The 5,743-nt window shown below is 64.8% G+C and carries 6 protein-coding genes and 1 pseudogene; 2 read left to right on the top strand and 5 right to left on the bottom strand.

Annotated elements, in window-relative coordinates; all coding sequences use genetic code 11:
* From QOC76_RS07840 to QOC76_RS07830, 3 genes are all read right to left on the bottom strand, one after another.
* A partial coding sequence (locus QOC76_RS07840) for an acyl-CoA dehydrogenase family protein (RefSeq protein ID WP_526355910.1) occupies nt 1–386 on the bottom strand: 386 nt, incomplete at its 3' end.
* A gap of 386 nt (nt 387–772) precedes the next feature.
* A complete protein-coding gene (purE, locus tag QOC76_RS07835; RefSeq protein WP_526355908.1) occupies nt 773–1,315 on the bottom strand; it encodes a 5-(carboxyamino)imidazole ribonucleotide mutase in 543 nt (180 codons plus the stop codon).
* Nucleotides 1,308–2,480 carry a 5-(carboxyamino)imidazole ribonucleotide synthase gene (locus QOC76_RS07830; RefSeq protein ID WP_526355906.1) on the bottom strand — a complete coding sequence of 391 codons (1,173 nt, stop codon included), beginning with the start codon at nt 2,478–2,480 and terminating at the stop codon, nt 1,308–1,310. The genes purE and QOC76_RS07830 overlap by 8 nt, the downstream gene beginning before the upstream one ends.
* An 81-nt stretch (nt 2,481–2,561) precedes the next feature.
* On the opposite strand from QOC76_RS07830, the gene QOC76_RS07825 reads away from it, so the two are divergent.
* A complete protein-coding gene (locus tag QOC76_RS07825; protein WP_526355904.1) occupies nt 2,562–3,230 on the top strand; it encodes a GtrA family protein in 669 nt (222 codons plus the stop codon).
* Here the strand turns inward: QOC76_RS07825 and QOC76_RS07820 are convergent.
* Nucleotides 3,167–3,700, bottom strand: a complete 534-nt coding sequence (locus QOC76_RS07820; protein ID WP_526355901.1) for a PH domain-containing protein — start codon at nt 3,698–3,700, stop codon at nt 3,167–3,169. The genes QOC76_RS07825 and QOC76_RS07820 overlap by 64 nt on opposite strands.
* Before the next feature lie 11 nt (nt 3,701–3,711).
* Entirely contained in the window at nt 3,712–4,488 is a 777-nt protein-coding gene (locus QOC76_RS07815; RefSeq protein WP_526355913.1) for a biotin--[acetyl-CoA-carboxylase] ligase, read from the bottom strand.
* Between the two features lie 792 nt (nt 4,489–5,280).
* Here QOC76_RS07815 and QOC76_RS07810 point away from each other — a divergent pair.
* Nucleotides 5,281–5,743, top strand: a pseudogene (locus QOC76_RS07810) (DUF4012 domain-containing protein); the annotation flags it as partial.

Raw genomic sequence — 5,743 nt, 5'->3', positions numbered from 1 at the left:
ATCGCCTCACCGGAGGCGATCGACGGCAGCACTTGCTTCTTCAGTTCGTCGGCGCCGCGCAGGATCAACCCCATCGTGCCGAGCTTGTTCACCGCTGGGATGAGCGACGCCGAGGCATCGACCCGGGCGACCTCCTCGATGACGATGCATGCGGCCACCGAATCGGCTCCCTGGCCGCCGAACTCCTCGGGTACATGCACGGCGTTGAATCCCGACGCGTTCAGCGCCGCCAGTGCCTCATCTGGGAAACGTGAGTTTTCGTCGACGTCGGCGGCGTGCGGCGCGATTTCCTTCTCGGAGAGGGCACGAATAGCGGCCCGCAGCTCCTGGTGTTCCTCGGGCAACTCGAACAGATCAAACGACGGATTCCCGGCCCAACTAGCCATGGTCGACTCCTTGCTACTCACCGGTAACTTTACCTCGGGACCACTCTCCCACCGAACTTAGGTAACGGGTCTTGTCGGGCGTGCCGCCTCTGTGTAATCGGTCAAATTCTCAGAAGAGATTCAGGGTGCGGACTGTTGGCACACATGGTCCGGGGGTACTTTCAAAGCCATGCATTTGTCCGTAACTGGTCGTCCGTTCCGTCGTATAGCTGCGTGTGAGTGTGGCTGGAGCGGCACGAAGCACTGGTTTCGCGGGTCGGCGCTCGTTGAGGCGGGAATCCATGCGCATCAGGCCGGGCATGCTCCCAAGCCGGAGGTTCTGCTCGTGAGCGACGTGTCGCCGGTTGTCGTTCTCGAAGCGTCGTAATCAACCACCGGCTCTCGGCCTACTCGGGACGACCCAGTAGCCGCTGACGCAGCGCATCGTCCTTCTCCAGTACCAGCTTTTCGAGGTTCGCCTGAAACTCGATCATGCGCGCCCGAAGCGTGGCATCTGCTGCGCCGAGAATCCGCACGGCCAGCAGCCCGGCATTCCTGGCGCCGCCGATGGAGACCGTCGCCACGGGCACTCCCGCCGGCATCTGCACGATTGACAGCAACGAATCGAGCCCGTCCAGGCGCTGCAGCGGCACGGGCACTCCGATGACCGGCAGTGGGGTGGCGGACGCGACCATTCCGGGCAGGTGGGCGGCTCCCCCGGCACCGGCGATGATCACCTCGATCCCCCGGTCGGCCGCCGTGCGCGCGTAGTCGAGCATGCGTTCGGGTGTGCGATGGGCCGACACCACGCCGACCTCGAACGGAATGTCGAACTCCGCCAAAGCATTCGCGGCCGCTTCCATCACGGGCCAGTCGCTGTCGCTGCCCATGATCAGCCCGACCCGAGCACCGGGGAGACTCTCCACGCGCGAGCGCTCGTCGTCAGCCATGTGCGTCCCATCCGTCCGTCCACTGCGCGTGTGACAACCAGTGTGCCGCCCTGGTGGCCCGTTCACGCAACTTCGTCACGTCTTCGCCGACGATGTTGACGTGCCCGATCTTGCGGCCGGGGCGCTCCTCCTTGCCGTACAGGTGCAACTTGGCATCGGGGATCCGGCCGAACAGGTGATGCACCCGTTCGTCCATCCCCATCTCGGGCTTCTGCGCTGCGCCAAGCACATTGGCCATCACCGTCACCGGTGCGACGGGAGCGGTATCACCGAGCGGGTAGTCCAGAACTGCGCGCAGATGCTGTTCGAATTGACTCGTGCGCGCACCGTCCATCGTCCAGTGGCCGGAGTTGTGTGGCCGCATCGCCAGTTCGTTGACCAACAGCGCGCCGTCGACGGTCTCGAACAGCTCGACCGCGAGCAAGCCGACCACGCCCAGTTCGTCGGCCAACCGCAGCGCCAGCTGCCCGGCCGCACTCGCCGTCTCACGGTGGAGATCCGGTGCGGGTGCGATCACCTCGATGCAGATGCCGTTGCGTTGGACGGTCTCGACCACCGGCCATGCGGCGCCCTGACCGAACGGCGACCGGGCCACCAGCGCGGCCAGCTCCCGTCGCATCGAAACGCGTTCCTCGACGAGCACCGGGATTCCCTCCGCGAGGTTGCAGGCTGCGAACTCGCGGGCGTCGTCGAGATCGCGGGCCAGCAGCACGCCTCGGCCGTCGTAGCCGCCGCGGGCGGTCTTGAGCACGATCGGTTGGCCTTGGGCGAACGCCTCCAGCTCGGCGACGTCGGTCACCTCGGCGTAGCGCGGGATCGGCGCACCGAGGGCCTGCAGCCGCCTGCGCATCACCAGCTTGTCCTGCGCGTGGATCAGCGCCTCCGGCGGCGGCGCCACGTTGACCCCCTCGGCGACCAGCTTCTCGAGCATCTCGGTCGGCACGTGTTCGTGGTCGAAGGTGAACGCCTGGGCACCCTTCGCGGCGCGGCGAAGGGCGTCGAGGTCGGTGTGCGAGCCGATCACCACGTCGGGCGTGACCTGTGCCGCCGGGTCGTCGGGTGTGACGGCAAGCACACGCAGCGTCTGGCCGAGAGCGATAGCGGACTGATGCGTCATCCTGGCCAGCTGCCCGCCGCCGATCATGGTCACTTTGGGGGTCGGCACAGCCTTTATGGTGTCATGGTCCGCGGGGTCTGACCTGCACGGGTGCGCGCCGTGTGCATTGTTTCCGTAGACTGCTCTGTCGTGTCCTTCACCGACGCCACGATCGCGCGGCTGCCGCGCCCGATCCGGCCGTACTTCGAACGGCACCACGAACTCATCAAGTTTGCCATCGTCGGCGCGACCACGTTCGTCATCGACTCGGCGGTCTTCTACACGCTGAAGCTGACGGTGCTGGAGCCCAAGCCCGTCACCGCGAAGATCATCGCGGGCATCGTCGCGGTGATCGCCTCGTACATCCTCAATCGCGAGTGGAGCTTCCAGAATCGGGGCGGCCGCGAACGTCACCACGAGGCGTTGCTGTTCTTCGCGTTCAGCGCCGTCGGCGTGCTGCTGTCGATGCTCCCGCTGTACTTCTCCAGCTACGTTCTGCACCTGCGCGTGCCTGAGGTGACACTGACCGTCGAGAACATCGCCGATTTCATCTCCGCCTACATATTCGGCAACCTGCTGCAGATGGGGTTCCGGTTCTGGGCGTTTCGCCGCTGGGTGTTCCCCGACGAATTCGGCCGCGAACCGGACAAGGCCATCGAGTCCACCTTCACCGCGGGCGGCATCGCCGAGGCGATGGAGCAAGTGCACGAGCACGAGTCGTCCAATGTCACCCCGCTGCAGCGTGCGCGGCGGCGTCAGCGCCTGCCGGAGGACCGGCTGTCGGACTCCTCGCCACCGAGCGTGTCGAAGACCTCGTGATACAGCAGCGAGTGGACGCGCTCCACTTGCGGAATGTCGTGGAACTCCAGCGGATCCTGTGACGCCGACTCGATGATCAGCGTGCCGGTGCGCACCATCCGATCGATGAGCCCGTGCCGGAACTCCACGCTGTTGATCCGCGCCAGCGGAATGTCGATGCCCGCACGGGTGAGCACGCCGTGCCGGAACATCACCCGCCGGTCGGTGATGACGAAGTGCATCGTCAGCCAGTTCAGGAACGGCCACAGGGTCAGCCAGCCGACAATAAGTAGCCACACCACCAGGATCACCACCAGCACGACCGTTTTGGCGGTGCCCCAGTTCTGCTTGTCGACGATCGCGGCGGCGAAGGCCGCCACCGCCGAGCTGACGATCAGCAGCAGCACCGGCCCGATGAGCCGCTTCCAGTGCGGGTGGCGGTGCAGCACCACCTGTTCGTCGGCGGCCAGCACGTTATCCGGGTAACCCACGATCGAAAACTCTATGGGTTAGCGGGCCGCAAATGCGTGATATCGCCGGCGGACACCGTGACCACCCCATCGTCGCTGTTGATGCGCAACCGGCCCAGCTCGTCGACGTCGGCCGCGACGCCTTCAATCATGCGGTCGCCAGGCAGGCTGGCCCGGACCCGGTTGCCGATCGTCACGCTGCGGGCGCGGTAGTCGGCGGCCAGCGCCACGTCGGCGCCCCGGGCGGCCCGCCAGCCGCCGATTCGGGTCGCGAGGTGGCGCAGCACCGCTTCGGCCAACGCGGTTCGGTCCAGGTTGCCGGCCCCCAGCATCGCCAACGACGTGGCGGCCGGATCCGGTGCTTCGTCGGTGGTCATCGTGACGTTCAGGCCGAGTCCCACCACGACCACCGGTCCTGGTGCCGCGACCTCGGCGAGGATGCCCGCCAGCTTGCCGGTGTCCACGAGGACGTCGTTGGGCCACTTCAGGCCTGCCGTCACGCCGGTGATCTCGGCGACCGCGTCGACCACCGCGACGCCGGTGAGCAGGGGCAGCCAGCCCCACGCATCAGTGGGCACCGTGCCTACGCCCACACCAACCGACAGTGAGATCTGCGACTGAGCCGGCGCCGACCACCTTCTGCCGCGCCTTCCGCGCCCTGCGCTCTGGTATTCGGCGAGCAGGACCACACCGTCGATGTCTTCGCCATCTGCGGCCCGGGCCAGCATGTCGGCGTTGGTGGAGCCGGTCTCGTCGACGACGTCGATTCTGCGCCACAGCTGCCCCTGATCAACGAGCGGACGTCGCAGATCGTGGGCTCTGAGCTTCCGCCTTATTCTTTCGCGCTTCACACGTTGAATAGTAGTCAACCAGCAACGTCGTGTTGCTTGTGTGACTAATGCTTCAAACGTTGCCCTTCGTTGTACCAATCAATGCCTCAACAGGGCAGACGAGTGCGATTGTCTCGTTAGCGACGGAAACGATATTGCGCCGACGGCTGCAGCAACTCCAATCCTTGCAAACTGATATTTTACATTTCTATCTGTTGTTGATTACCTGTGAGCGGTGTAGGGTAAATCGCATATTGCTTTTAGGGAGGGGACCCGGACATGACAACTTTCGGTACAAAAGTTCGCGTGGGGGTCGCAGGGTGCGCAGTCGCAACCGCTACGAGCCTCATATCCATTCCGCCGGCACAGGCGGCACCTCTCATCGCACCATCGCCGGCCAGCCCAGCGATAGTGCCTCTGCCGGCCAGTCCAGCCGTTCTACCAGCGCCGAGCAGCCCAGCCCTGCTCGGATTCGGCGGCGCACCGACGCAGACTGGTTGGTGGCTATTCGACGGACCGGGTGGCTCGCGTGATTTGATGGCGGCTCAGAGAACTACGAGCGGATGGTTCCCCGGGAAATTCATTATCCAGTTCCTGCGCTTCATCATCCGCATCATCCGGGTCATTTTCGGACCCTACGGCACCCGCAACGCGTAATCACTTCTGTTGAGGTGATCAGCAATCCCAATAAGTAGAAAACTTGGCCTTTCGTGGCTGGCGTCGATTCCAGTCACGAAGGGCCCTTTTTCGTGAACAGAGGACGCTTTCCGGGTGCCAATCTTCTCGCGCAATCCCTTTCGACATGACTCAGATCCAGGAAACCGCCGTTCTGCGCGGCCTGAAGCGTATGGCATCGACGAGGATTCTCTCGAAGACGACGAGCGGCGGTCGACTCTACGTCGGCACTGGCGCCTCGCCACCGCCGCGGGCTTCCTGTTGCTTGCCGTCGCGTTCGTGGCCTGGCTCGGCTATCAGGCGACTCAAGCGAAGTCGGACCTCGAGGAAGCGCGTCAAAACGTCCAGAAGTCAAAAGATGCACTCTTCAAGGGAGATGTTGAGCAGGCCGCGAACTGGGCGAAGCAGGCGCGGTCCAACGCGGACTCAGCACGGGCCCGCACCGACTCCGCGCCGTGGAATATCGCCTCCGCCGTGCCCTGGTTGGGCGGCCCTCTGAAAACCGGCCAACAGATAGCAGATGTTGTGCTGGTTGCGGTGGCCGACGTCCTGCAGCCCA

Origin of the sequence: Mycobacterium sp. (assembly GCF_032159565.1) — a bacterium.
GTDB lineage: Bacteria > Actinomycetota > Actinomycetes > Mycobacteriales > Mycobacteriaceae > Mycobacterium.
This window is presented reverse-complemented; position numbering and strand designations above follow the sequence as displayed.